Genomic DNA, 26720 nt, shown 5'->3' with positions numbered 1-26720 from the left:
AAAAGACAATGCCCGCATCGAAGCGGGCATTGTCTTTTCAGCGCGGATTAAATCCCCTCGACCAGGAAATCATCCATGTACCAATCGTTGCCGCTCGTAGCGCCTTCATGGCTATAGATTTCCAGCAGCACGGGAGCGATGGTTGGCGTAAAGGTGAAGCTCAGTGTGTGCCAGTTCAGGTCAACCAACTCTTCCACCGGTGTTTGTTGAATGGAGTCTTTGCGCAACGATAACTTGGGCGTCGCGAACGCAACGCTGTACCGTCGAACCCGTACGGAAAACCGGTAAGTAAAACCGCTCTCCAAATCCAAGAAGCGCCGCTGCAGGATCGGGCCGAAACTGTTATTGGTAAATGTGAAATTCCTGACTGCGTAATCGGGCTTGCCGTCAGGTCCCGTCCCCATATATTCAATGCTGATATCCCTGGCATCGGGTGCGCCTGACCCTACGGTCCATAAACCCAAGGTCTGATCGTTGAAATCCGTCAGGTCTCTGTACTGCTTGCGCAACAGCAGCATCAGCACAGGGAACACAATTGCTTCGCTCACATGGGAGCTGCCGTCCGCCGTAACCTTGAACACGATGTTCAATACGGACCTGTGGCGAAACTTTTCCAGTTCCTCACGAGGCAGAACGTGCGACAACCCATGGTTTGCCTGCTCTTGCGTGATCGGCTCATTGACCAGCAGCTTGAGGGTATGGGACGACCCGTCGAGCAAGGTTCCCGTACATTCCAGCCAGCCCTTTTGCCCCGCCAGGATGAACCACCAGGCTTGCAGCGTAATCTCGGCATCCCCGGTAAAGGTGCGCAAGTCCAGTGTCCCCTGGCCACCGGGCAATTGAGTGGCCTGCGGTACCTCTGGCGCAGGCAAGCGCTGCGGGACACTGATCTGTAGCTCCAGGTCAGCTGACGTGACGTGCTTGCATGCGCTCGCGACGCTGTAACTGACGGGCACTGTTTTGCCGCTTCCAGCGATTACAGCCTCGCGGGGAATGGTGAAGTCAACGTACTTCGGATCAGTGTTACCCGGCTTGGGTGGCAACGGCAGGCAACTACCGTCCGATTGTGTCCAACACACGCTGATCTCGTCATGAGCACTGATGTGGTCATATTCCACCCGTGCCGTCACGCCATCACGGCCATTCCATACCGTCAACTGCGAGCCCACGGCCTCCCGAATGGTCAAGGGTTTCAGGACCAGGTCTTCCTGATGAATATCCAGGTGCAGCACAGGAAACGGCTCGGCGCTGGCCCTGTCGGACCGGCCATCGAAGTTCACCGCAAAATGCACGTCAAAGCGGCTGCAATCGGCCAGCTTTTGCAGATCGCGGCGGGACAGCAGCGTACTGACGCCCTCCTGCAGCCATTGCTCGGAGAGCGGCTCGCCGTCCAGCACATCGAAGCGATAAGGCGCGCCATCTTCCCGCTCACCGGTTACCCACATCCAGCAGGGCTGCCCCAAGGCGCCGTAGGCATAGGCCGCCACCGTCAGTTGCGCGTCCCCCTGGAACGTATTGAGGTCCAGCGTACTGCCCGTGGCCTGTTCCACCTGCGGCTTGGGCAGGCCGGAGATATTCAGGATTTTTACCGGTCGCGGCAGCGCCGACCAGGTTTGCCCTTCCCGTCGGACGGTGTAGCGGACCGACACCTGCTTATTGAAATTGGCGCTGATGGCTGACGCCGGCACATTAAAATCAACAACGTCCCGATTGTCGGCCTGCTTGCACTCGAGTACCGGAGTGCCTGCCCCGGCAGTCCCTTCCCAGAAGGCGCAAACCCAGTCGCAAGGGCACATATGCTCATAGCTGACCCGGATGGTCGCACCGTCCCGGGTATTGACCGGATTCAATACAAGATTTTCAGGTGTGATTTGCGTGGCTTCCACCACTGTGGGCGCTACGAGATCCAAATGAGGCTCGATGAGCAACGTCAACACCAAACCAGAAATCAGCCGATACACCGGCCTGGAACCCGCACGCGGCAAAAACTCAACGTAGAACGCAATATAAAGCTCACTGTCATGCTCGAGCGTGGCCAGCTCGGCACGGGACAACTTTCGGGTCCAGCCGTGGCGCACGTCCTCCTCTGTTACCGGTGCATCTTCATAAGGGTAGAGACTGGCCTTGGACCCATCAGGGTAAATCCCCCCGATATAGACCTGAGCCACTTGAACCGGGTCGATGAACGGCCAGGCGTCGACATGCAGAACCGGGTCTTCACCGCACAACAAGGACAGGTCCAGAACACCGCCTGAGGCTTGAAAGATCTGCAGTTGCGGCAAATTGGACGGCAACTTGATGAACACGTCGGCAACGGGGGAAGGATGTTCCTCGCCATCGCGGGTAACGACATAGGAAAACAGCGCGAAGTTATCAATGCGCAGCCCTACGTAATACGGGGGTACGTGGAACTCGACCGAGCCCGCTTCGACGCCATCCTGGGAGGCAATCGGCGCGTATTCCCCCGGTGTCGACTCCCAGCGCAACGCAATACTGTCGGTGCTGAGCATCCCTTCGTAAAACACCCGGACAGTAGCCCCCTCCAGCAACTGGAGCGGGTCAACCCGGGGCTCTCCCTCGGCTTCGACCAACTGTGGCTTGGGCAGGTCAAGGGTCAACGGTGATGACTTGGGCATGATAGAACTCCATTTCAACGAGTGATGGTGTTGCCCATCACACGCCGAAATGCCCCCCTTGCCTACTGTCAGAATTCACAGTTCGAACCTTAACAACCGCGCCACCCGACGAGTGGCGCGTTGCGATCCGAGTTAAAAACCCTCCAGCTCCGCCATCAAATCACTCAACCGATCCACCTTCTCGGCGCTGATCTCATTCGCCGCCAGCCCGTCGATATACCCCGCCAACGCCTCCACCGTGCTGCACTCGAACATCGCCCGCAACGGCACATCCCGCTGCAGCGTCTTCTGCACCCGTGAAGCTATCTGCGTGGCCAGCAACGAATGCCCGCCCAGTTCGAAGAAGTTGTCCTGCACGCCGACGCGCTCGACCTTGAGCACCTCGGCCCAGATCCCGGCCAGCGTCTGCTCCAGCTCATTGCGCGGCGCCAGATATTCCTGGCTGTGCAACTGGCCGATCTCCAGTGCCGGCAAGGCCTTGCGGTCCAGCTTGCCGTTGGCGTTCAGCGGCAACCGGTCGAGCCACAACCAATGCAACGGCACCATGTATTCCGGCAGCTCGGCCCGCAGGCGTTGCTTGATGCGATCGAGGCGCTCACCCGGGTTGAGCTGCGCATCCGCCGCCACCAGGTAGCCCACCAGATGCTTGCCGTTGACGCCCTCCTGCACGCCCACCGCCGCATCCCGCACTTCAGGCTGCTCATGCAGGCGCGCTTCGATTTCACCCAGCTCGATCCGGTAACCGCGAATCTTCACCTGATGGTCGATGCGCCCGACGTACTCCAACACACCGTCGCTGCGACGGCGGGCCAAATCCCCTGTTCGATACAACCGGTCCGCACCAAATGGATTCGGCACAAACGCTTGCGCCGTGCGCAGCGGATCGCTGACATAACCACGACCCACGCCGGTCCCGGCCACGCACAACTCGCCGACGGCGCCTTGGGGCACCAGTTCCAGCGCACCGTCCAGCAGGTACAACCGGTTATTGTCGGTCGGCGTACCAATCGGCAGATAAGTGCCACGGGTCGACGCCAGGTCGACGCGGAAGAACGCCACGTCGTCCGAACATTCCGCCGGGCCATACGCGTTGACCAGGCCAATCTGCGGATAACGCAGCAACCACTGGTGCGCCAGTTCCGGCGGCATCGCTTCACCCGTCGGCAGCATCCAGCGCAAGCCATCCAGGCTCATGCGCTCCTGGGCGAGCATGCCCTGGATCAGTGACGGCACGCTTTCCAGCACGGTAATGCCCTGGGCCTGGACGTGAGCGAGCAAGCCTTGCGGATCATGGGCAATGGTATTCGGCACAATGTCCACCCGCGCCCCGAACAGCGGTGCCGCGAGGAACTGCCACACCGAGATATCGAAACTTTGCGAGGCGGTCTGGGCGATCACATCGTGCTCAGTCAGTTGCAGATACGGCACTTTGCTCAACTGGTTATTGAGCATGCCGCGCTGCTCCACCATCACGCCCTTGGGCAAGCCGGTGGAGCCCGAGGTGTAGATCACGTAGGCAAGGTTGTCCGGCGTACTGTAGATACCGGGGTTTTCCTGCGAGCCAGTCATCTCCTCCCACACCAGCAACTTCGGCCGGCCGCAGCAGGCAAACTCTTCCAGCAGCACCTGCGCCTGCTCACGGCACGCTTCGGTGCACACCAACAGCGGCGTGCGGCTCAAGTCGATAATCCGGCTCAAGCGCTGGGTCGGCAGGCCCGGGTCCAGCGGCAGGTAACCGGCACCGGCCTTGAAGCTGCCGATGATCATGCCCAGCAAATCCAGATTACGTTCAGCCAGCAACGCCACCGGTTGGTCCAGCCCGACACCCGCGGCAATCAGCGCATGGCCCAGGCGGTTACTGCGCCGGTTCAGCTCAGAGTAGGTCCATTGCTGATCCAGGCAACTGGCGGCAATCCGCTGTGGATGCTGTGCCACCTGGGCTTCGAACAGCTCGATGTAACTGCGCTCCAGCGGATATTCATGCTCGCTCTGGTTGCAGCCGTCCACCAGGAACTCACGCTCCTGCTCGCCAATCAGCGGCAAGTCGGCCATGTCGCCATGGAAGCCCTGCACCAGCGCCAGCAGCAGCCGCTTGAATTCAGCGAGCATGCCTTGCACGGTGGTTTCATCGAAATAACGCTGGTCGTAGGACAGGTGCAAGCCCAGGTCATCGCCCGGGTAGCACACGGCCGTCAGCGGGAAGTTGGTGTGGGTGCGACCGGAATCCGAGGTGGCATTCAGGCTTTGCGCACGGTCCAGTACCGAGACTTCCACCGGGGCGTTCTCGAACACGAACAGGCTGTCGAACAGCGGCTGGCCTTTCGGCAGTTCGCTGTGCTCCTGGATGGTCACCAGCGGCAGGTACTCGTACTCACGCAGTTGCATATTGCTGTCGAGCAGGCCGCTCAACCATTGGCGCACGCTGCACTGCTGATCGTCCTCCGGCAGCTTGACCCGCAAGGCGATACTGTTGATAAACAGCCCGACAGTGCGCTGCATCTCGGGCATTTCTACCGGGCGCCCGGCCACGGTGACGCCGAACAGCACGTCGCGATCGCCACTCAAGCGCCGCAGCACCAGGGCCCATGCCGCCTGGGCGAAGGTGTTCACCGTCAATTGATGAGCCTGGGCCAGCTCGCGCAATTGCGCGCCGTCGCGCACATCCAGGCGGGTGTAGCAGTCGCCTACCACCATGCCGCCGCTGTGGCCGGCATGCTCGCGCAGGAACGGCCGGTCGCTCGGAATCGGTGTGGTGCGCTCAAACCCTTGCAGGTTCTGCTGCCACCACTGGCGCGCCTCGGCGAGGTTCTGGCGTTGCAGCCAGGCGATGTAATCGCGGTAACGCGGTGGCGTCGCCAGTTGCGCTTCGCGACCTTCGCCGAGGGCCATGTAGATGTCGAAGAAATCGTTCATCAGCAGCGAGCGGCACCACGCATCGATCAGGATGTGGTGGTTGCTCATCATGAACCAGTAGCGGGCTTCGCCTACGCGGATCAGCCGCAGGTGGAAGGGCGCCTGGTTAAGCAGATCGAAACCGGCTTCACGCTCGCTTTTCAGCAACGCTTGCAGGCGCGGTTCCTGCTCGCTTTCCGGCTCCTGGCTCCAGTCGAGGTACTCGATCGGCGTGCTGCCGGGCTTGTGGATAACCTGCAACATGTCTTCGCCGACGTTCCAGCAGAACGAGGCGCGCAAGGCTTCATGACGGGCGATCACCGCCTGCCAGGCCTGGGCGAAACGCTCGGGGTCCAGGGCGCTGTTGATGCGGTAGCGGTCCTGCATGTAGTAGAGGCCGGTGCCCGGTTCCAGCAGGGTGTGCAGCAGCAAGCCTTCCTGCATCGGGGTCAGCGGGTACACGTCTTCGATGGCATTGGCCGGCACCGGCAGCGCATCGAGTTGCCCCTGGGTCAGGTGCGCCAGCGGGAAGTCCGACGGCGTAAGGCCGCCCGCGTCTGCCTTGAGGCAATGTTCGATCAGGCTTTGCAGTTCCGCCAGGTAAGCGTCCGCCAGTTCAGCGATGGTCTGGCTGTGGTGACGCTCGCGGCTGAAGGTCCAGCGCAGCACCAGCTCACCGCCGTACACCTGGCTGTCGACACTCAGCGCGTTGGGCAACGGCGCGTCCTGGTCGTGGGCGATCCCGGCGGACTCGTCCAGCGGGTGGAACAGTGCGTCGGCGCCAAAGCTCTGGTCGAACTGGCCGAGGTAGTTGAAGGTGATACTGGCGGTCGGCAACGCGGCCATGGTCTGGCGGCACAGGTCGTCGGCCAGGTAGCGCAGCACGCCATAACCCAACCCCTTGTGGGGCACGCCGCGCAGTTGCTCCTTGATCGCCTTGATCGAGGCGCCCTGCCCGGCGGCCTCTTCGATATGCAGCGGGGTCAGGCGCAGCGGGTAGGCGCTGGTGAACCAGCCGACGCTGCGGGTCAGGTCGATCTCGTCGAATAGCGGTTCGCGGCCGTGGCCTTCCAGCTGGATCAATGCGGATTCATGGCCACTCCAGCGGCACAGCACACGGGCCAGGGCGGTCAGCAGCAAATCGTTTACCTGGGTGCGGTAGGCACTTGGCGCCTGCTGCAACAACTGGCGGGTGCGCTCGGCATCCAGGCGCACGCTGACGGTATCCGCGTCGCGATTGCGCAGCGAACCCTGTGGGCGATCCACCGGCAATTCAACGGCAGGGCCGGCCAACTGTTGCTGCCACACGTGCAGCTCCTCACGCAGGGATTCGCTGCCGGCATACGCCTGCAACCGCGCCGCCCAGTCGCGCAAGGCGCTGGTCTTGGCCGGCAGGTTGACCGGCTGGCCGTCGCTCAACTGGCGATACACGGTTTGCAAATCTTCCAGCAATACCCGCCAGGAAACGCCGTCCACCACCAGGTGATGGATCGCGATCAGCAGCCGGCGCTGGCCTTGCGGGCCGTCCACCAGCAACGCGCGCAACAACGGGCCATGGGCAAGGTTGAGGCTGCGCTGGGTGTCGGTGAACAGCGCGCTGCACTGCTCCATGTCCGCTACCTGGGCTTGCAACAGCAGGCCGCCTTCCGGCACAGCCAAGTGTTCGGCGTGCCATTGGGCGTCGCGCTGGGTGAAGCTCAGGCGCAGGGCGTCGTGATGTTCCAGCACCGCCAGCAACGCTTGCTCCAGGCGATGAGGTTCCAGGGCCTGAACCGGCTCCAGCAGCAATGCCTGGTTCCAGTGTTGGCGCTCCGGGATGTCGGTGTCGAAGAACCAGTGCTGGATCGGCGTCAGCCCGGACGTGCCGGTCAACACGCCTTGTTCGGCGCTGACCTGCTCGCTGCAGGTTGCCACGGCGGCCAGGGTTTGCACGGTCTGGTGCTGGAACAAATCACGCGGGCTGAAATGAATCCCTGCCTGCCGGGCCCGGCTGACCACCTGGATCGACAGGATCGAGTCACCGCCCAACTCGAAGAAGTTGTCGTCAAGGCCTACCTGTTGCACGTTCAGTACCGCGCACCAGATAACCGCCAGGGTTTGCTCCAGCTCGTTGCGCGGCGCCACGTACTGTTGACGATTCGCCTCGGGGTCCGGCTGCGGCAAGGCGCGGCGGTCGAGTTTGCCGTTGGCAGTCAGCGGCATGCTGTCGAGAACGATCAGGTGCGCGGGCACCATGTAGTCCGGCAACTGCCCTTTCAAATGCGCCTTGAGGGATTCACGCAGTGCACCGTGTTCTTCGTCGCTGATCAGGTAGGCCACCAACTGTTTGCCGCTCGGGGAATCCAGCGCCAACACCACTGCTTCACGCACCGCCTGGTGTTCCAGCAGGCGGGTTTCAATTTCCCCCAGCTCGATGCGGAACCCGCGAATCTTCACTTGATGGTCGATACGACCTAGGTATTCCACCAGGCCATCGGCACGCTGGCGCACCAGGTCGCCGGTGCGATACAGGCGACCGCCGTTCGTGGCAAACGGATCCGCGACAAACCGCTCCGCCGTCATCCCCGGACGCTGGTGATACCCCTGGGCCAGGCCGGCACCGCCGACGTACAACTCACCCGTCGCGCCTTGCGGCACCAGCGCCAGATCCGCATCCAGAATGTAGGCCACACGCGCGCCGATGATGCTGCCGATCGGCACGCTGCCGGCGCCCTCTTCCAGGGCTTCCGGGGCCAGGCTGGCCAACGGCATCACCACGGTTTCAGTCGGGCCATAGGCGTTGAAAAACAGCGCCGGCTTGAATGCCGCACGAATGCGCTGCAAGTGTTCGCCGGTCAGGGCCTCACCGCCGGTGATGCACATGCGCACCGCCAGGGTCTGGTCTTGCGTGGCCAGCCATTGCGCCAACTGGCTGCCATAGCTTGGGGTGAAGCCCAGGATATTGATGCGGTGCCGACGAATCAGCCCGCAGATTTCTTCCGCGTCCCACTGGCCCTGGGCCCGCAACACCACCTGGGCACCACTGAGCAACGGCACCAGCAGACGCTCGGTGGCAGCGTCAAAGTTGATGGAATAGAAGTGCAGCTCGCAGTCATCCGGGCGCATGCCGAAGCGCTCGATCACCGCCTGGCAATGCATGGCGATTTCGCCGTGGGACACCACCACGCCCTTGGGCTTGCCGGTGGAACCGGAGGTGTAGATCAAGTAGGCCTGATGTTGCGGCAGGCTGATGAAAGGCAACTCGCTTGCCGGGTAGTCCGCCAGGGTCAGCAGGTCATCTTCCAGGCACCAGCGGCCGACACTCTCAGGCAGTTCGCCCAATGCGTCGAACATCGCGGCATCGCTGAGCAACAGGCCGATGCCACTGTCTTCGATCATGTAGTGCAGGCGGTCCAGCGGGTATTCCGGGTCCAGCGGCACATAGGCGCCGCCGGCCTTGAGGATTGCCAGCAGGCCGACGACCATTTCCAGCGAACGCGGCAACGCCAGGCCGACCCGCACCTGCGGGCCCACGCCGCGCTCGCGGAGCATCCAGGCCAGGCGATTGGCGCGGCTGTCGAGTTCGCTGTAGCTCAGGGTCTGCCCGGCAAAGGTCAACGCCGGTGCATCGGCACGGGCCAGGGCCTGCTCGCTGAACAGATGATGGATGCACTGGTCGAGGCGATGCTCGCCGGCTTCAATGCCGAGGCTGTCTTGCAGGGCGCGCTGTTCGCCAGCCTCCAGCAACGGCAACTCACTCAGGCGCTGTTGCGGATCGGCAAGCAAGGCTTCCAGCAGGTTTTGCCAATGCGCCGCCATGCGCGCAATGCGCGGCTCGTCGAACAGGTCGGTGCTGTAGGTCAGGCAGCAACCCAGGCGATGATCGAGGTCGGTGACCTCCAGGTTGAGGTCGAACTTGGTGGCGCGGGCATCGTTGGCCAGGTATTCGACGGTCATCCCGGCCAGGGTGCGGCTTTGCTGGAATTCCCAGCGCTGCACGTTGCACATCACCTGGAACAGCGGGTTGTACGCCGCGCTGCGGGTTGGTTGCAGGGCCTCCACCAGATGGTCGAACGGCAGGTCCTGATGGGACTGGCCTTCGATCACGGTGTGGCGAACCTGGTCAAACAGTTCGCCGACACTCATCTGCCCGTTGAGCTGGCAACGCAGCACCTGGGTGTTGAGAAATGCGCCAATCAGCCCTTCGCTTTCCGGGCGAATCCGGTTGGCCACCGGCGCACCGATGCGCAGGTCGGTCTGGCCGCTGTAACGGTAGAGCAATACCGCGAGGGTGGCGGTCATGGTCATGAACAGGGTCAGGCCGCGTTCGGCGTTGAAGGCACGCACGCGGGCGGCGAGGTCGTCGCTCAAATCAAAACGGTACAGCTCGCCCTGGTGACTTTGCACCGGCGGCCGCGGACGGTCGGCCGGCAGTTCCAGCAGCGGATGTTCGGTGCCCAGTTGCGCGGTCCAGTAATCCAGTTGGCGCTGGCGTTCGCCGGACTCCAGCCACTGGCGCTGCCACACGCTGTAGTCGAGGTACTGCACCGGCAGCGGCGCCAGTGGTGATTCGCGGTCGTCGATGAACGCTTCGTACAGCGCGCTGAGTTCACGGGCAAAGATGTCCATGGCCCAGCCTTCGGTGACGATATGGTGCAGGGTCAGCACCAGGTAATGTTCCTGCTCGCCGGCCTTGACCAGGCAGGCGCGCAGCAGTGGACCGGTCTCCAGATTGAACGGCGTGTGGGCTTCATGATCGGCCAGTTGCTGCACACGCCGTTGCCGCTCGGCCTCACTGAACGCCGAGAAATCCTGCCAATCCATGCGCACGCCGGTTTGCGCCGCAACCTTCTGTTGCGCCACGCCATTGATGCTCGGGAACGTGGTGCGCAGGGTTTCATGACGCATGATCAAGGCCTGCAACGCCGCCTCGAAACGGCCCACGTCCAGCACCCCGCGAAAGCGCGCCATGCCGCCGACGTTATACGCCGGGCTGTCGGGCTCCATCTGCCAGAGGAACCACATGCGCTGCTGGGAATAGGACAGTGGCACCGGTTGGCTGCGGTCGACCTTGCCGATGGCCAGCTGTTGGTTACGTTGCCCGGCGGCCTGGATCAGCCGGACCTGCTCGGCGAAAGCCCCCAGCTCGCTGGCGTCGAACAGCGTGCGTAACGGCAGTTCGACGTCACAGGCCTGGCGGGTGCGGGAGATGATTTGCGTCGCCAGCAACGAATGGCCGCCAAGGGCGAAGAAGTCGTCCCGCAGGCCGATGCGTGGCAGCGCCAGGATTTCACGCCAGATCGCGGCGATTTGCTGCTCCAGCGCTGTTTCAGGTTCGACGTGCTCACGTACCTGCCACACCGGTTCCGGCAAGGCGCGGCGATCCAGTTTGCCGCTTGGGCTCAGGGGCATCGCGTCCAGGCGCATCAACTGCGCCGGGACCATGTACTCCGGCAGCTCGGCGGCCAGGGCGGTTTTTACGTCCTGTTCATCCAACGGTTCGCTGGCGGTGTAGTAACCGATCAACTGCGCACCGGCTGCGGTTTCCCGTACCAGCACCACCGCTTGGGCGATGCCGTCGAGAGCCAGCAGGCGGGCTTCGATTTCTTCAGGCTCGACACGGAAGCCACGCAGTTTGACCTGCTGATCCAGGCGCCCGAGGTATTCCAGCACACCGTCGGTGCTCCAGCGCACGCGGTCACCGGTGCGATACAGGCGTGCGCCCGCCTCACCCAACGGGTCGGCGACAAAGCGTTCGGCGGTCAGCCCCGCACGCCCGAGGTAACCCCGGGCCAGGCCGATGCCACCGATGCACAACTCACCCGGCACACCCGCCGGCAGCGGCTCGAACTGATCATCCAGCACCCGGCAAATCACATTGCCCAGCGGCCGGCCAATCGGCGAACGCTCGCCGTCCTCGGCCTGGCAATGCCAGTGCGTCACGTTGATCGCGGTTTCGGTGGGGCCATACCGATTGTGCAACTGCACCGCCGGCAACTGCGCCAGCACCCGGTTGCGTAACTCGGCAGGCAGCGCTTCACCGCCGGAGAACAGGCGACGCAGGCTGGTGCATTCGGCAGCCAACGGTTCGTCGACAAACAGCTGCAACAGCGGCGGCACAAAGTGCAGGGTGGTCACGCCGTGTTCCTGCACCAACTGCGCGATGCGATGGGGATCGCGATGCTCGCCGGGGCCGGCCAGCACCAGGCGGCAACCGGTGATCAGCGGCCAGAAACACTCCCACACCGACACGTCGAAACTGATGGGCGCCTTTTGCATCAGCACATCGGTTTCATCCAATTGGTAGGTGGCTTGCATCCACTGCAAGCGCTCGGCCAGCGCGGCATGGGTGTTGCCCACGCCCTTGGGCTGGCCGGTGGAGCCGGAGGTGTAGATCACATAGGCGAGGTTGTCGCCATTGAGGTGCAAACCCGGCGCGTGGGTCGGCCAACTTTCGAGCTTGAGGCTGTCCATGGCGATGACGCACACGCCTTGCGCCGTGGGCAGTTGTTCCAGCAGTGAAGTCTGGGTCAGCAGCAGTTGCACGCCGCTGTCCTTGAGCATGTAGGCCAGGCGTTCGGCGGGATAATCCGGGTCCAGCGGCACATAGGCGCCGCCGGCCTTGATGATTGCCAGCAGGCCGATCAGCAGTTGCGGCGAACGCTCGGCGGCGATGGCCACGCACACGTCCGGGCCGACGCCCTTGTCCCGCAGGTAATGGGCCAGGCGGTTGGCCTGGGTGTGCAATTGCGCGAAGGTCAGGCTGCCGTCCTGCCACACCACTGCGCTGCGTTCCGAGACGTGTTGGTTGAGTTGTTCCGGCAGCCAGCGCTGCGCCGGTGTGCACGGCGCAGCGCTCCACTGCTGTTGTTGGCGCTGCTCGTCGGCGTGCAACAGCTTCAGGTCGCCGATGGCCTGTTGCGGCTGTTCGCAGATGGCTTGCAGCAGGTTGATGAAGTGCCCGGCCAGGCGCTCGATGGTGGCGGCGTCGAACAGCTCATCGGCGTAGTCGAAGGACAGGCTCAGGCGCCCGTTGCGGTCTTCTTCAGTGTGAAGTTGCAGGTCGAACTTGGCTTCGCGGCTGTGCCATGCCAGCTCGTCGGCAAGCAGGCCCGGCAAGCGGCGCAGGGCGCCGAGGTCACGTTGCTGGTGGTTGAACATCACTTGGAACAGGCCTTGTTCCCGAGCTTGGGGGAAGGCTTCCAGCAGTTGTTCGAAAGGCAGGTCCTGATGGGCCTGGGCGCCCAGCGCTGCGGTGCGGGTTGCCGTCAGCAACTCGGCGAAGGGCAGGCGCGCATCCAGTTCGGCGCGCAGTACGAGGGTGTTGATAAAGAACCCGATCAGGCCTTGGGTTTCCTGGCGCGGACGGTTGGCGTTGGGCACGCCGATGCGGATATCGCGCTGGCCGCTGTAGCGATAGAGCAGGCTCTGGAACGCCGCGAGCAACAGCATGAACGGCGTGGATTCGTGGCTTTGGGCAGTCTTGCGAATGGCTTCGCCGAGGCTCGTGCTCACACGCACACTGTGACGCGAGGCACTGCGCAGGTGCTGCGCCGAACGCGGGTGATCGGTGGCCAGGCTCAGGGTTGGGTGCTCGTCGCCCAGTTGTTGTTTCCAGTAAGCCAGTTGCCGCTGGCCCTCGCCTTCGGCCAGCCACTGGCGCTGCCAACTTCCGTAGTCGGCGTATTGCAGGGCCAGCGCTGGCAGCTCCAGGGGTTGGCCCTGGGACGCAGCGGCGTACAGTCGCGAGAATTCGTCGATCAACACGTTCAGCGACCAGCCGTCCGCGATGATGTGGTGCATCGTCACCAGCAGTTGGTGGTCTTCGTCATCCAGGCGTACCAGCGTTACCCACAGCAGCGGGCCTTTCTCCAGGTCGAACTGGGTGCGGGCTTCGTCTTCACGAATCTGCTTGGCGCGGGCTTCCCGCTCAGCGGCAGGCAAATCGCTGAGGTCGATGACTTGCAGGTCGAAATCAGCCTTGGCGTCGACCCGCTGTAAGGCTTGGCCATCGCGCTCGAAGAAGCGCGTGCGCAGGGCTTCGTGGCGCTGGATCAATTGCTGGAAGCTTGAGCGCACCGCGTCTTCATCCAGCTCGCCGCGCAACCGCAAGGCGCCGGGAATGGTGTAGGCGCTGCTGTGCGGGTCGAGTTGCCAGGTGATCCACAAGCGGTTTTGCGCGAGGGATTGCGGCAGGTCTTCCTGTCGCGACAACCCATGGATTGCGCCTTGGGCCACGCCGCCGTCCTGCTGCAATTGCCCGACGCTGGTGGCGAAGGCGGCCAGGGTGGGCGCTTCGAACAACAGGCGCAGGTTCAGTTCCAAGCCGAGGGTTTCCCGCAGCCGGGCGACGACCTGGGTGGCGCTGATGGAGTTGCCCCCCAGCAGGAAGAAGTGATCGTCGGCGGCGACCTGCGTCACCTGCAATTGCTCGCACCAGATCGCGGCAATCTGGTTTTGCAGTTCGGATTGCAGGACAGCATCGCCGACCGGCGCCTGCACGCCGGGGAACTGCGCATAACTGTCGAGGCTGCCGTCCGCCAGGCGTGTGCGGCAGGCCGAGCGCTGCACCTTGCCGCTGGACGTTTTCGGCAAGCCACCGGGGTTGAGCAACACCACCACGCTCGGCGCTTCCTGGCAGGCTTCGGCCACCGCCTGGCGAATCGCCTTGATCAGTGCTTCCGGCGGCAGGATTTTCTGCACGCTGCGGCTGATTTCGGCAGCAATACCGATGCCTTCCAGGCCCTGGTCATTCACCGCGAACGCGGCGACCCGGCCCTTGCGCACCACTTCCACTTCACGCTCGATGGCTTGCTCGATGTCTTGGGGATACAGGTTGTGGCCCCGCACGATCAGCAGGTCTTTCAGCCGGCCGGTGATGAACACTTCACCTTCGCGGATAAACCCGAGGTCGCCGGTCCGCAGCCAGGTACGGCCTTCGTGCTGGACGAAGGTCTTGGCGGTGGCTTCAGGGTTGCGCCAATAACCATGGGCGATGCTCGGGCCGGTGGCCCAGATTTCACCGACGGCATTGTCGGGGAGCGTCGCCAGGGTGGCGGGGTCGACAATCAGCACCGCGTGCTCGGGCTGGCTGGTGCCGCAACTCATGATCGCCGCGCCCTGCCCTGGCTCGGCGCGATTGGCGGCCAGAGCCTGTTCGTCCAGGCGCAGGGCCGGGATGCCGTGGCCACGGGTGCCGCCGGCAACGAACAAGGTGGCCTCCGCCAAGCCGTAGGAGGCGAAGAAATTGTTCGGAGTAAAACCGCAGGCGGCGAACTTCTCGGCGAAGCGTTCGAGGGTGTCGAGGCGGATCGGCTCGGAGCCGGAATACGCCACGCGCCATTTGCTCAGGTCCAGGCGATCCAATGCCGATTCGCTGACTCGCTCGCTGCACAAGCGATAGGCGAAGTCCGGCCCGCCGCTGATGGTGCCGCCGTATTCGCTGATCGCTTCGAGCCAGCGCAATGGCCGGCCAAGGAAGTACGCCGGCGACATCAATACGCACGGCACACCGCTGAAGATCGGCTGCAGCAGCCCGCCGATCAGGCCCATGTCGTGGTACAGCGGCAACCAGCTGACGATCACGTCGTCGGGGTTCAGGTCGATGCCGAAGCCGCGACGGATCAGCAATTCGTTGGCCACCAGGTTGCCGTGGGTCACTTGCACGCCCTTGGGCAACGCAGTGGAGCCGGAGGTGTATTGCAGGAAGGCGATGTCATCGTCCTGCAAGTTGGGCGCGATCCAATTGCCCGCGATTTCAACATGGAGACTGTCAACGCACAGCAACTGCGGCGCGCCTTCGAGTTGCGCCAGCGAATCACCGAGGCTGGACGTGGTCAGCAGCAACCGCGGCTCGGCGTCTGCAATGATCGACAGCAGCCGCTCCTGATGATGGCGGCGGGCGGACTCCGGCGGATAGGCCGGCACCGCGATGACCCCGGCGTACAGGCAACCAAAGAACGCCGCGACGTAATCCGGCCCGCTGGGGAACAGCAGCACCGCACGATCGCCCAGCCCGGCGTCGGCCTGCAAGGCGGCGGCGATGGTGCGGGCGCGCAGGTCGAGGTCGCGGTAACTGAGGACAACGCTCTGTTCGGCCGTCTCGGCAAGGAAGCGCAACGCCAGTCGATCCGGGGTTTGCGCGGCGCGGCGTTGAAGGGACTGAACCAGGGTGCGGGGAAGTTCGAAGGCGTCCATTATGGGGTTCCTGCCTGAAATCGGCTTACTGGGAAATCGGGGAATGTGTGGCCGGGGGCTTGTTCAGCCGGTCGCCCGGGCCATCTGCCGCGCGGCGTCGTTGCGCCAGCGGGCCAGGTGTTCGTCGGCGTAACGCCGCACACAGCGCAGTACGGAACTCTCGTGCTGCACCAGGAAGAAGTGGTGACCGTCGAACATGTCGAGGGAGAAACCGCTGGCGGTGTCTTGCTGCCAGTCCAGCAGTTGATCGGCGCGCACCGTGTCCTGCTTGCCGCCGAATACATGGATGGGCAGGCTCAGCGGCTCACGCTCGCCGTATTCGAAACTGCCGCACAGCAGGAAGTCGGCCCGCAGGATCGGCAGCATCAACTGCATCAGTTCGGCGTTGGCCAGCACGTCTTCGCCCGTGCCCTTGAGTTCTCGCAGGCGGGCGATCAGTTGTTCGTCGTTTTTCTCGATGGCGTATTCGCTGACATCGCGACAGGCCGGGCCGGCGGTACCCGAGGCAAACAGCGCCAATGGCGGCGGCGCACCCCGTTCGCGCAGGGCATGGGCCAGCTCGAAGGCCAGCAGGCCGCCGAGGCTGTGGCCGAACAAGGCGTAGGGGCCGTCCAGCTCGGCGCGGATCTCATCAGCCAGTTGCCCGGCCAGTTTTTTGATATCGCGCTGCAACGGCTCGTCCATGCGCATGCCGCGCCCCGGCAACTCCAGCGGCCGCACCTGCAACCACTCCGGCAGCGCCCGTCGCCAGCGGCTGTAGACCATGGCGCTGGCGCCGGAGTAAGGCAGGCAAAACAGGCGTAATCGAGCCGGCGTGTTCATTTCAGACCACTCCCGCTCACACGATAAAAACCCATTTTGTCCTCCTCCAGGCGCTGATCCTTGGCCGGTTTGTTAACTGGCCTTTCACCCATGAGAACGGATGGCACCGGGAAATAATTAGTCAGCGAGACGCCGTTCACACCTCTCGATAAAGCATAAGATTAGTTCGTCTTCTCATTTGACAATCATTATCATTAAGCATAATTTGTTGCCCGATGTGTAGGAGGCCTCAGCAAGGACGCCCTCCCCCAACCTTCTCTTGCAACAAGGTGATTTCCATGACGGAACAAGTATCCACAGGCAGGTGCGACTCACCCCTACTCCAGGCCTTCGTCGACAATCGACTGATCCTGGTCAAGATCGCAGCGCGTATTACCGGCTGCCGATCCCGCGCCGAAGACGTGGTGCAAGACGCCTACTTCCGGTTGCAATCGGCCCCCACCATCACGTCATCGTTCAAGGCGCAGCTCAGTTACCTGTTCCAGATCGTGCGCAACCTGGCTATTGATCACTACCGCAAGCAGGCGCTGGAGCTGAAATATTCCGGCACGGAAGAGGAAGGCTTGAATGTGGTTATTCACGGCGCTTCACCTGAGACCTCGCACATCAACTTTTCGACGCTGGAGAACATTGCCGACGCCTTGACCGAGTTGCCTCAGCGCACGCGTTATGCGTTTGAGATGTACCGGCTGCACGGGGTGCCGCAGAAGGATATTGCCAAGGAGCTGGGGGTTTCACCGACGTTGGTGAACTTTATGATTCGCGATGCGCTGGTGCATTGCCGGAAGGTTTCCGGGACCCATAGCGACACGTTTGCGCGGCGGGCCTGACGCGCCACACATCCCATGTGGGAGCGGGCTTGCTCGCGAAAGCGGTGGGTCAGTCACACATGCATTGACTGACACTGCGCTTTCGCGAGCAAGCCCGCTCCCACATTTGATCTTCGTGCACTCAGATTTTTTGCTCAGTCAAACCAACCCACACCGCTCAAAAAACCGTTCCCGCCCCAGAATCATCAACGCCGCCCGCTTATGAGGAAAATCAAACTCCTTCTCACAGTGGAAACACTGATTCTGCATATGCCCAATCATCTTCCCGTTATCCGCCCGAGGCTCAGCCACCACACGCTGCGTACGCGGATCATCGAGAAACAAGTAATGCACCAGCGCCGACAACCAGCTCGCTACCTTGTGCGGACCACGGTGGTGCTCTTCGCCCACCAGCATATGAATCCCGCGATCGTAATCCGCCGCGTCATAAAACGGCGCAATCCGATCCTCCTTCGCCCAATACGCCTCGAAATAAGCAAACGGCTCATCATCGAAACAGCCAATCAACGTCAACGCATGGGGATCCGCTTCCAGCTTGTCCAGATACTCCCGATGCTGTTCCAGGCTGCCGGTTTCCTGCCAGAAATTCGCCACCCGCGCACTGTTCTGCCAACGATTGAAGCGCGCCAGATCAACATCAATCTCCACCGTACGCAGTGAAATCCACGCCCCCAGCCGCGCATCAAACCGCCGATACACCTCGCCCCGCGGCTTCGGCGCACGGGCAGGATGACGCTTGCCGCCGCTGATGATCATCTGCTGCGGATAAGTCCCCGTGAGAGATTGCCCCAGCCACGGTTGCGGCAACTGCCAGAACAACGTGCGCTCGCAATGAAACTGCCCGGCAACCCCGGTCGCCACCAGCAACCCACTGCGCAAGGCATCTTCCGGCGCATGCTCAAGACACCAGACCAGTCGCTGACGCCCGGGCTCCCTGGCAAACAGCCAATAACACGCAGCCCACAAGGCACGGGCAGCCGGCACACTGGCGGGCTCCTGCAAATGCACCTGCACCTCATCACCCCGCTCAAGGCGCAGGCGAATCAGCGGCTGGCCCTCAAGGGTGAGGCTCAGGCGGCTATCAGTTTCATCAGCATTCAGGGCGGGTCCCGCCGGCAAGGGCAGCACTGACAGGTCATTCAGATTGGACATGGGATGGGCTCACGAATCGTCGACAGTTCAACAAGTGACGTGAGCCGAGGGCAAAAATTTAGACGATCACGGTACCGGCATCACATCGATGCGGTAAGGCTCGAAGATCTTCAGCAACTGGCCGTTGTCCCTCAGCTGCTTGAGCAGCCCGGCGAACGCCGGCCCCGAGATCGGCGCCTTGGGCCGCAGCAACGCATAGTGGTGGTACACCTGGTCGATCCGCTCGGACACCAGGAACTGCGCCGCCGTATCGGAATTGCGCACCAGGAAATCGCTGAGGTAGGAACGCGTCACCAGGGCAATGTCGGCCCGGCCCCGGGCGACCATCAGCAGGTTGCTGTCGTGGGAATAGGTCAAGGTGGCGTTGAAGTGCTCCGCCATGTACTTGGGGTCGGGGTTGAAATTGGCGAACGCGTAGTGATAGCCGCTGAACACCGCCAGGCGCTTGCCGGTCAGGTCGGCGAAATACGATTGGTCGCGACCGGGCTCCTGTTGGGCCACGAAGATTTCCGCATCCTCCAGGCCCATGTCGACATCGGTGTGGGCAATATCCTGCCAGCCCCACTTGGGGTTTTCGAAGATCGCCATGTCCACCCGACCTTGCTGGAAGTCGCGAAAACGCCGGGGAATCGAGGTGGGTACCAGCACAAACTGGTAGTCGGTTTGCAGGGCGTTCAAGGCTTCCACCAGTTGCGGCAGCAACCCGGTGTCGGCACCCTGCTCCGGGCGCACGGTGTATGGCGGGAAATGCGCAGCACCGACCCTCACCAGTTGGGCGGCCGAGGCAGGCATCAGCCACAGTGCGCCAAGTGCCCATATTGAGAGTCCTGCAGCCAATCGCCAAGGCGAAAACATCAAGGCACACACCGTCGAAAACTTTGATCCCGCTAAGCTAGGCGTTTTTGTCTATCGAGACAACTTTCTGCCACACAATTAATAGCTTGCGCGAAAGGGCTAGTCAGCTTTCAACACCATCAGCAAGGCTTCGTCGGCCAGTTGATCGAGGGTCATGCTGCCCTGGGCGCGAAACCAGGTGGTGGTCCAGGACAAGGCGCCCGTCAGGAAACGCCGCGTGATAAACACATCGCCTTTGATGTAACCGGCGTTTTTCGCCTCCCCCAGCACCTGCAACCAGATCTCTTCGTAGATATCGCGCAAGGCCAGCACCTGGGCCTGGCCCTCGGCCGACAGGGAACGCCATTCATACACCAGCACCGCCATGGCCTCGCCACTGCCGCCCATGATCGACTGCAATTCGCAACGAATCAGCGCCAGCACCCGCTCGCGCACGTTGCTCGCCTCGGCCAGGGAAGCGCGCATCAGGGCGGTGTTGTAGTGGATGGTTTCCTCCATCACCGCCCGCAGGATTTCGTCCTTGCTCTTGAAGTGATGAAAGATGCTGCCGGACTGGATCCCGACCGCGCCGGCCAGGTCACGCACGGTGGTGCGCTCAAAACCCTTGTTGCGAAACAGGTGGGCCGCGGTTTGCAGCAGCTTGCCACGGGCACTGTCGGGGTCGGTCAATTGGCCGGCGTCGACCATGGTGCGCATCACCCGCAGGGCTTTTTGCTCATCCATGCTGCTCTCCTTAACTTCTGGTTACGTCTTGGGCGGCAATTTAGGCCGTGGCAGCCAACCAAGCAAGCGCTTGGGGCAAAGTTATGACCAGAGTTTACAAACCAAGCGCTTGCTTGGTAGTGTTGGTATCAGCAAACCAGAGGAAGGACGCCCCATGAACAAGACGGTACGCATCGGCTGCGCCAGCGCCTTCTGGGGCGACACCTGCACCGCCGCTGCGCAGTTGGTGCACGGCGGCACGCTGGATTACCTGGTGTTCGACTACCTGGCGGAAGTCACCCTGTCGATCCTCGCCGGAGCGCGAATGAAAGATCCCCAGGCCGGCTATGCCACGGATTTCGTCGAGGTGCTGACGCCGCTGCTGGCGGATATCCAGCGCCAGGGCATCCGCGTGATCAGCAACGCCGGCGGGATCAACCCCCAGGCCTGCGCCGCCGCGTTGCAGGCGGCCTGCGACCAGGCCCGAATCCCGTTGAAGATCGCCGTACTGCTGGGGGATGACCTGCTACCGCAGTTCAAGCAACTGCACGGCGTCACCGACATGTTCAGCGGCGCGCCCTTGCCGCCGATGTGCGTATCCACCAACGCCTACCTCGGCGCGCCCGGTATCGTGCAGGCGTTGAAGCTGGGCGCCGATATCGTCATCACCGGCCGTGTGGTCGACAGCGCAGTGGTCAGCGCGGCGCTGGTGCATGAATTCAACTGGTCCTGGCAGGACTACGACCGCCTGGCCCAGGCGGCATTGGCCGGGCATATCATCGAATGCGGCGCGCAGTGCACCGGCGGCAACTTCACCGATTGGCGGGAGGTGCCGGACTACGAACACATCGGTTTCCCGATTGTGGAGGTCAGTGCCGACGGCCAGTTCACCGTCAGCAAGGTCGAGGGCACCGGCGGACTGATCAGCGAACTGAGCGTCGCCGAGCAACTGCTGTATGAAATCGGCGACCCGCGCGCCTACCTGTTGCCCGACGTGATCTGCGACTTCAGCCAGGTCAAGCTCCGGCAACAAGGCAAAAACCGCGTGCACCTGCACGGCGCCAAAGGCCTGCCGCCCACCGACCAGTACAAGATCAGCGCCACCTACCCGGATGGTTTTCGCTGCACCGCCAGTTGCCTGATCGCCGGGATCGACGCGGTGGCCAAGGCCGAACGGGTCAGCCAGGCGATCATCAACAAGACCTCAGAGCTGTTCAGCCAGCGCGGCTGGGCGCCCTACACCGACATCAACATCGAACTGCTGGGCAGCGAAGCCACCTACGGCCCCCATGCCCAACGCCAGGACTGCCGCGAAGTGGTGGTGAAACTGGCGGTGCGTCACCCCAGCAAACAGGCGCTGGTGGTGTTCGCCCGGGAGATTGCCCAGGCGGCCACCGGCATGGCGCCGGGGCTCACCGGGATCGTCGGCGGGCGACCCACGGTGTACCCGCTGATTCGGTTGTTTTCATTCCTGATCGATAAAAGCGCCTGCCAATTGCAGGTCGACTTCCTTGGCGAACGGCATGCCTGCGAATTGCCCGTCGCCAAACCGCTGAACACCTCGATCGCATTGATCGACCCGCCCAAACCCCAAGGCCGCGCCGACGCCAACGTGCCGCTGGTCAAGCTGGCCGTGGCCCGCTCCGGCGACAAGGGCAACCACAGCAACATCGGGGTGATCGCCCGCGAGCCCGAGTACCTGCCGTGGATCGCCGAGGCGCTGACGCCCGAAGTGATCGTCGACTGGATGAGCCACGTGCTCGACCCGATCCACGGCCGCGTCGAGCGCTGGTATTTGCCCGGCAGCCACAGCCTGAACTTCCTGCTGGAAAACGCCCTGGGTGGCGGCGGGATTGCCAGCCTGCGCATCGATCCCCAAGGCAAGGCCTTCGCCCAACAGTTGCTGGAAATCCCGATTGCCGTGCCGCAGCACATTGCCGATCAATTCACTTAAAGGACCCACGCCGTGGCCTTCGACTCGATCTTCAAAGAAGACCTGTTCCAGGGGCAGACCATCATCGTTACCGGCGGCGGCAGTGGCATTGGCCGTTGCACCGCCCACGAGCTGGCAGCCCTCGGCGCCCATGTGATTCTGGTGGGGCGCAAGCCGGAAAAACTGCAAACGGTGGCGGCGGAGATCAGTGAGGACGGCGGTCGCGCCAGCTGGCAGGCCTGCGATATTCGTGATGAAGAAGCGGTCAAGGCGCTGGTCGGCCAGGTCCTGCAGGAGCACGGCCCGATTCATGGCCTGGTGAACAACGCCGGCGGCCAGTACCCCTCGCCGCTCGCGTCGATCAACCAGAAGGGCTTTGAAACCGTGTTGCGCACCAACCTGGTGGGCGGTTTCCTGATGGCCCGGGAAGTGTTCAACCAGAGCATGAGCAAGCACGGCGGGTCCATCGTCAACATGCTCGCCGACATGTGGGGCGGCATGCCCGGCATGGGCCACTCCGGTGCGGCACGTTCGGGCATGGACAACCTCACCAAGACCGCCGCCGTTGAATGGGGTTACGCCGGGGTGCGGGTCAACGCCGTGGCGCCGGGCTGGATTGCCTCCAGCGGCATGGACACCTACGAAGGCGCATTCAAGGCGGTGATCCCGACCTTGCGCGAGCATGTACCGCTCAAGCGCATCGGCACCGAATCGGAAGTCAGCGCGGCGATTGTGTTCTTGCTCAGCCCCGCCGCCGCGTTCGTCAGCGGCAGCACCTTGCGCATCGACGGCGCCGCCAGCCTGGGCAGCCGCGCCTGGCCGCTGCACAAGGCGCAACCGCCGAGCGTGTCCTTTAATGGTTTCCACCGGGCTTACTTGCCGGACGTGCTCAAGGAGGAGAAATAAGCCATGCCGGTGATCGACTCGCAACTCGACGCCCACAGCCCGCAATTCGCGCAGAACCGCGAAGCGATGCTCACGGGCGTCAATCAATTGCGCCAGCTGGAGCAAAACCTGCTGGGCAAGGCCGCCGAAGCCAAGGCCAGGTTTGACAAGCGCGGGCAACTGCTGCCACGGGAACGCCTGAATTTATTGCTCGACCCCGGCGCGCCGTTCCTTGAACTGGCGAGCCTGGCCGGCTACAAACTGCACGATGACAAAGACGGCAGCGCCGCTGGGGGCGGGTTGATCGCCGGCATCGGCTACGTCAGCGGCGTGCGCATGCTGGTGGTGGCCAACAACAGCGCGATCAAGGGCGGGACCATTTCCCCCTCGGGCCTGAAAAAATCCCTGCGCCTGCAACAGATCGCCATGGAAAACAAACTGCCGGTGGTGACGCTGGCAGAAAGCGGCGGCGCCAACCTCAACTACGCCGCCGAGATTTTCGTCGAAGGCGCCCGCAGCTTCGCCAACCAGGCGCGGATGTCGGCCATGGGCCTGCCGCAGATCACCGTGGTGCATGGCTCGGCCACGGCGGGCGGCGCTTATCAGCCGGGTCTTTCGGATTACGTGGTGGTGGTGCGTGGCAAGGCCAAGCTGTTCCTGGCCGGCCCGCCGCTGCTCAAGGCCGCCACCGGCGAAGTCGCCACCGATGAAGAACTGGGCGGCGCCGAGATGCATGCGCAAACCGCCGGCACCGCTGAATACCTGGCGGAAAACGACGCTGACGGCGTGCGCATCGTGCGTGAGATTGTCAGCCTGTTGCCGTGGGATGACCGCTTGCCGCCTGTGCCAAAGCGCGCTTACAGCGAGCCGCTGTACCCGATTGACGAGCTGTTGGGGCTGATCCCCGACGATCCGAAAAAGCCCTACGACGTGCGCGAAATCCTCGCGCGGTTGGCGGACGCTTCCAACTTCCTCGAATTCAAGGGCGAGTTCGACCCGCACACCGTCTGCGGCCACCTGCATATCCAGGGCCGCGCCTGTGGCTTTATCGGCAACAACGGGCCGATCACCCCGAAGGGTGCGAGCAAGGCCGGGCAATTTATCCAGCTGTGCGACCAGAGCCAGACACCGCTGCTGTTCTTCCACAACACCACCGGCTTCATGGTGGGCACCGAGTCGGAACAGCAAGGCGTGATCAAGCACGGCGCGAAGATGATCCAGGCGGTGGCCAATGCGCGGGTGCCGAAACTGACCATCGTCGTCGGCGGCTCCTACGGTGCCGGCAACTATGCGATGTGCGGCCGTGGGCTCGACCCGCGTTTTATCTTCGCCTGGCCCAACAGTCGCACCGCCGTGATGGGCGGCGCCCAGGCGGGCAAGGTGCTGCGGATCGTCACCGAAGCCAAGCAACTGAAAGACGGCCTGGTGCCCGACCCCAAGGTGCTCGACATGCTCGAACAGGTCACCGCACAGAAACTCGACAGCCAGTCCACCGCCCTTTATGGCAGCGCGAACCTGTGGGACGACGGGCTGATTGACCCACGGGATACACGGACCTTGCTCGGGTTTCTGCTGGACATCTGCCACGAGGCCGAGGTGCGGCAACTACAGCCCAACAGCTTTGGTGCAGCGCGGTTTTGATGATTGTTCCCACGCTCCGCGTGGGAATGCAGCCCGGGACGCCCCGCGTCCCCATAGGGAGAACAATAAAAATGATCTTCACCCAGGAACACGAAGCACTGCGTCGCACCGTCCGTGGCTTTGTCGAGCGCGAGATCAACCCGCATGTGGATGAGTGGGAAAAGGCCGGACGCTTTCCGATCCACGAGATCTTCCGCAAGGCCGGCGACCTCGGTTTGCTGGGTATCTCCAAGCCGGAAAAATTCGGTGGCATGGGCCTCGACTACAGCTACTCGATCGTCGCCGCCGAAGAGTTCGGCAGCATTCGCTGCGGCGGCATCCCGATGTCCATCGGCGTGCAGACCGACATGTGCACCCCGGCCCTCGCCCGCTTCGGCTCCGATGAATTGCGCGAAGAATTCCTGCGCCCGGCCATCAGCGGCGAACAGGTGGGCTGCATCGGCGTTTCGGAAACCGGCGCCGGCTCCGACGTGGCCGGGCTGAAAACCCATGCCCGCAAGGACGGCACTGACTACGTGATCAACGGCAGCAAGATGTGGATCACCAACTCACCGAGCGCCGACTTCATCTGCCTGCTGGCCAACACCTCGGACGACAAGCCGCACATCAACAAGTCGCTGATCATGGTGCCGATGAACACCCCCGGCATCAGCGTCAGCCCGCCCTTGGAAAAGCTCGGCATGCACAGCTCGGAAACCGCCCAGGTGTTTTTCGACGACGTGCGCATCCCCCAGCGCAACCGCATCGGCCATGAAGGTGCGGGATTCATGATGCAGATGCTGCAGTTCCAGGAAGAGCGGCTGTTCGGCGCGGCCAATATGGTCAAGGGCCTGGAGTACTGCATCGACAGCACCATCGATTACTGCAAGGAACGCAAGACCTTCGGCAAGGCGCTGATCGACAACCAGGTGATCCACTTCCGCCTGGCCGAACTGTCCACCGAAATCGAATGCCTGCGGGCGCTGGTATACCAGGCCACCGAGCAGTACATCAAGGGCCAGGACGTGACGCGCCTGGCCTCCATGGCCAAGCTCAAGGCCGGGCGCCTGGGGCGCGAAGTCAGCGACAGTTGCCTGCAATATTGGGGCGGCATGGGGTTCATGTGGGACAACCCGGTGGCCCGGGCTTATCGCGATGTGCGGCTGGTGTCGATTGGTGGTGGGGCGGACGAGATCATGCTGGGGATCATCTGCAAATTGATGGGCACCCTGCCGGGGAAGAAGTCGTGAACACGTTGTTGCTGGAACCGCATAACGGGGTGCTGCATGTGACCCTCAATCGGCCGGACAGCCGCAATGCCATGAGCCTGGAAATGGTCAACGAACTGCGTGCGGTACTGGCCGATGTGGCTGGGGACAAGAGCGTGCGGGCGTTGGTTATCAGCGGCGCGGGTGGGCATTTTTCGGCCGGTGGCGATGTGAAGGACATGGCTCGCGCGGGAGCCGCGGGCGGCTTGCAGGCGTTGAACCGGGCGTTCGGTACGCTGTTGCAGGAAGTGGAGGCGCTGCCGCAGGTGGTGATTGTGGTGCTTGAGGGTGCCGTGCTGGGCGGTGGGTTTGGGTTGGTGTGTGTCAGTGATGTGGCGATTGCGGATCATCAGGCGCAGTTTGGGTTGCCGGAGACCGGCCTCGGGTTATTGCCGGCGCAGATTGCGCCGTTTGTGGTGAAGCGTATCGGGCTGACCCAAGCGCGGCGGCTGGCTTTGACGGCGGCGCGGTTTGATGGGGTTGAGGCGCTGCGGTTGGGGTTGGTGCATTTTGTGGAGCACGATCCGCAGGCGTTGGCGGAGCGGCTGGATGAGGTGTTGGGGCAGGTTTTGCGGTGTGCTCCGGGGGCTAATGCGCGGACCAAGGCGTTGCTGCTGGCCAGTGGTGAGCAGGCGTTGGGGCCGTTGTTGGACCAGGCTGCCGAGTGGTTTGCCGAGGCGGTTTGTGGTGAGGAAGGGGTTGAGGGGACTCAGGCGTTTGTGCAGAAGCGCAGGCCGGGGTGGGCGCGATGAATCGGGGGCATATCCGTTATTTTTGTAATGGCGACTATGGGTTCCGCTCTTACAGCGGGTCACTTTTGAAAAGCGCAAAAGTAACCAAAACGCTCTGCCCCGCCTGTCGGCGCCTCGCTGTGGCTCGGCGTTCCCTCACTCCGGCATTGCTCCGCGGGCCGCCGCACGGGCCATCCATGGCCCGGCGCGGCTAAACC

At 63.0% G+C, this 26720-nt stretch carries 12 protein-coding genes; 6 read left to right on the top strand and 6 right to left on the bottom strand.

The window, feature by feature from the left end:
- Positions 1 to 47: 47 nt before the first annotated feature.
- From HX873_RS21325 to HX873_RS21315, 3 genes are all read right to left on the bottom strand, one after another.
- Entirely contained in the window at positions 48 to 2636 is a 2589-nt protein-coding gene (locus HX873_RS21325) for a hypothetical protein (protein WP_177123171.1), read from the bottom strand.
- Positions 2637 to 2768: 132 nt separating this feature from the next.
- Positions 2769 to 15707 carry a non-ribosomal peptide synthetase gene (locus tag HX873_RS21320; protein WP_177123179.1) on the bottom strand — a complete coding sequence of 4313 codons (12939 nt, stop codon included), beginning with the start codon at positions 15705 to 15707 and terminating at the stop codon, positions 2769 to 2771.
- Positions 15708 to 15767: 60 nt separating this feature from the next.
- Positions 15768 to 16526, bottom strand: a complete 759-nt coding sequence (locus HX873_RS21315) for a thioesterase II family protein (protein ID WP_177023348.1) — start codon at positions 16524 to 16526, stop codon at positions 15768 to 15770.
- A gap of 278 nt (positions 16527 to 16804) precedes the next feature.
- Here HX873_RS21315 and HX873_RS21310 point away from each other — a divergent pair, with 278 nt between their 5' ends.
- Positions 16805 to 17356: an RNA polymerase factor sigma-70 gene (locus HX873_RS21310; RefSeq protein ID WP_003209024.1), complete on the top strand. Its 552-nt coding sequence runs from the start codon at positions 16805 to 16807 to the stop codon at positions 17354 to 17356.
- Between the two features lie 138 nt (positions 17357 to 17494).
- Here HX873_RS21310 and HX873_RS21305 read toward each other — a convergent pair whose 3' ends face one another.
- The 3 genes from HX873_RS21305 to HX873_RS21295 all read right to left on the bottom strand — a co-directional run bounded on the left by HX873_RS21305 (position 17495) and on the right by HX873_RS21295 (position 20086).
- A complete protein-coding gene (locus HX873_RS21305) occupies positions 17495 to 18508 on the bottom strand; it encodes a GNAT family N-acetyltransferase (RefSeq protein WP_003209026.1) in 1014 nt (337 codons plus the stop codon).
- Between the two features lie 66 nt (positions 18509 to 18574).
- Positions 18575 to 19363, bottom strand: a complete 789-nt coding sequence (locus HX873_RS21300) for an ABC transporter substrate-binding protein (protein ID WP_177123170.1) — start codon at positions 19361 to 19363, stop codon at positions 18575 to 18577.
- A 99-nt stretch (positions 19364 to 19462) separates the two neighbouring features.
- Complete coding sequence (locus HX873_RS21295; protein ID WP_177123169.1) at positions 19463 to 20086, bottom strand: TetR/AcrR family transcriptional regulator; 624 nt, start codon at positions 20084 to 20086, stop codon at positions 19463 to 19465.
- Positions 20087 to 20240: 154 nt separating this feature from the next.
- On the opposite strand from HX873_RS21295, the gene HX873_RS21290 reads away from it, so the two are divergent.
- From HX873_RS21290 to HX873_RS21270, 5 genes are all read left to right on the top strand, one after another.
- Positions 20241 to 22019 (top strand): acyclic terpene utilization AtuA family protein, encoded by a 1779-nt coding sequence (locus HX873_RS21290; protein WP_177123168.1) that lies wholly within the window; start codon positions 20241 to 20243, stop codon positions 22017 to 22019.
- Positions 22020 to 22031: 12 nt separating this feature from the next.
- Positions 22032 to 22904 carry an SDR family oxidoreductase gene (locus tag HX873_RS21285; protein WP_177123167.1) on the top strand — a complete coding sequence of 291 codons (873 nt, stop codon included), beginning with the start codon at positions 22032 to 22034 and terminating at the stop codon, positions 22902 to 22904.
- A 3-nt stretch (positions 22905 to 22907) separates the two neighbouring features.
- Positions 22908 to 24524, top strand: a complete 1617-nt coding sequence (atuC, locus tag HX873_RS21280) for a geranyl-CoA carboxylase subunit beta (protein ID WP_177123166.1) — start codon at positions 22908 to 22910, stop codon at positions 24522 to 24524.
- Positions 24525 to 24595: 71 nt separating this feature from the next.
- Positions 24596 to 25753, top strand: coding sequence for a citronellyl-CoA dehydrogenase (gene atuD / locus HX873_RS21275; protein WP_003209038.1), 1158 nt, complete (start codon positions 24596 to 24598; stop codon positions 25751 to 25753).
- Positions 25750 to 26523 carry an enoyl-CoA hydratase/isomerase family protein gene (locus HX873_RS21270; protein ID WP_087695083.1) on the top strand — a complete coding sequence of 258 codons (774 nt, stop codon included), beginning with the start codon at positions 25750 to 25752 and terminating at the stop codon, positions 26521 to 26523. The genes atuD and HX873_RS21270 overlap by 4 nt, the downstream gene beginning before the upstream one ends.
- Positions 26524 to 26720: the final 197 nt, after the last annotated feature.

The sequence above is a fragment of the Pseudomonas sp. P7758 genome, assembly GCF_013386485.1.
In the GTDB taxonomy this organism is placed as follows: Bacteria; Pseudomonadota; Gammaproteobacteria; order Pseudomonadales; family Pseudomonadaceae; genus Aquipseudomonas.
Note: the sequence above shows the minus strand (reverse complement) of the source record. Positions and strands in the feature narration are given on the sequence as shown.